Source organism: Microbacterium profundi (assembly GCF_000763375.1).
Classification (GTDB): Bacteria; Actinomycetota; Actinomycetes; order Actinomycetales; family Microbacteriaceae; genus Microbacterium; species Microbacterium profundi.
Map to the genome: position 1 here is coordinate 1 of NZ_JPSY01000011.1, position 611 is coordinate 611.

Here is a 611-nt window from a genome sequence, read left to right on the forward strand (position 1 = left end):
TGGGCTGTTCGCCCATTAAAGCGGTACGCGAGCTGGGTTTAGAACGTCGTGAGACAGTTCGGTCCCTATCCGCTGCGCGCGTAGGAAGTTTGAGAGGATCTGACCCTAGTACGAGAGGACCGGGTTGGACGAACCTCTGGTGTGTCAGTTGTTCCGCCAGGAGCACCGCTGATTAGCTACGTTCGGGATGGATAACCGCTGAAAGCATCTAAGCGGGAAGCCGGCCTCAAGATGAGACTTCCATACCTTCGGGTGAGAGGCTCCCAGCCAGACTACTGGGTTGATAGGCCAGATGTGGAAGTGCAGCAATGCATGCAGCTGACTGGTACTAATAAGCCGATGACTTGATAACACACCGATTTTGTTGGTGCTACGCGTCCACTGAGTGGTTCTCGATGTACGGTCGAGAACCCTGAACACGCACGTTCATACGTGCCCTTTAGGTTTTTGAAACATCAATAGTGTTTCGGCGGCCATAGCGTGAGGGAAACGCCCGGTCACATTCCGAACCCGGAAGCTAAGCCTCACAGCGCCGATGGTACTGCAGGGGGGACCCTGTGGGAGAGTAGGACACCGCCGAACTTCTCTTAGAAGAAACAAAATGGCCACCC

Annotated in this window: 2 rRNA genes; both read left to right on the forward strand. The window is 54.7% G+C overall.

Annotation, left to right across the window (positions count from 1 at the left end):
- Positions 1-352, forward strand: a 23S ribosomal RNA gene (locus JF52_RS0116230); the annotation flags it as partial.
- A 113-nt stretch (positions 353-465) separates the two neighbouring features.
- Positions 466-582, forward strand: a 5S ribosomal RNA gene (gene rrf / locus JF52_RS0116235).
- Positions 583-611 lie beyond the last annotated feature (29 nt).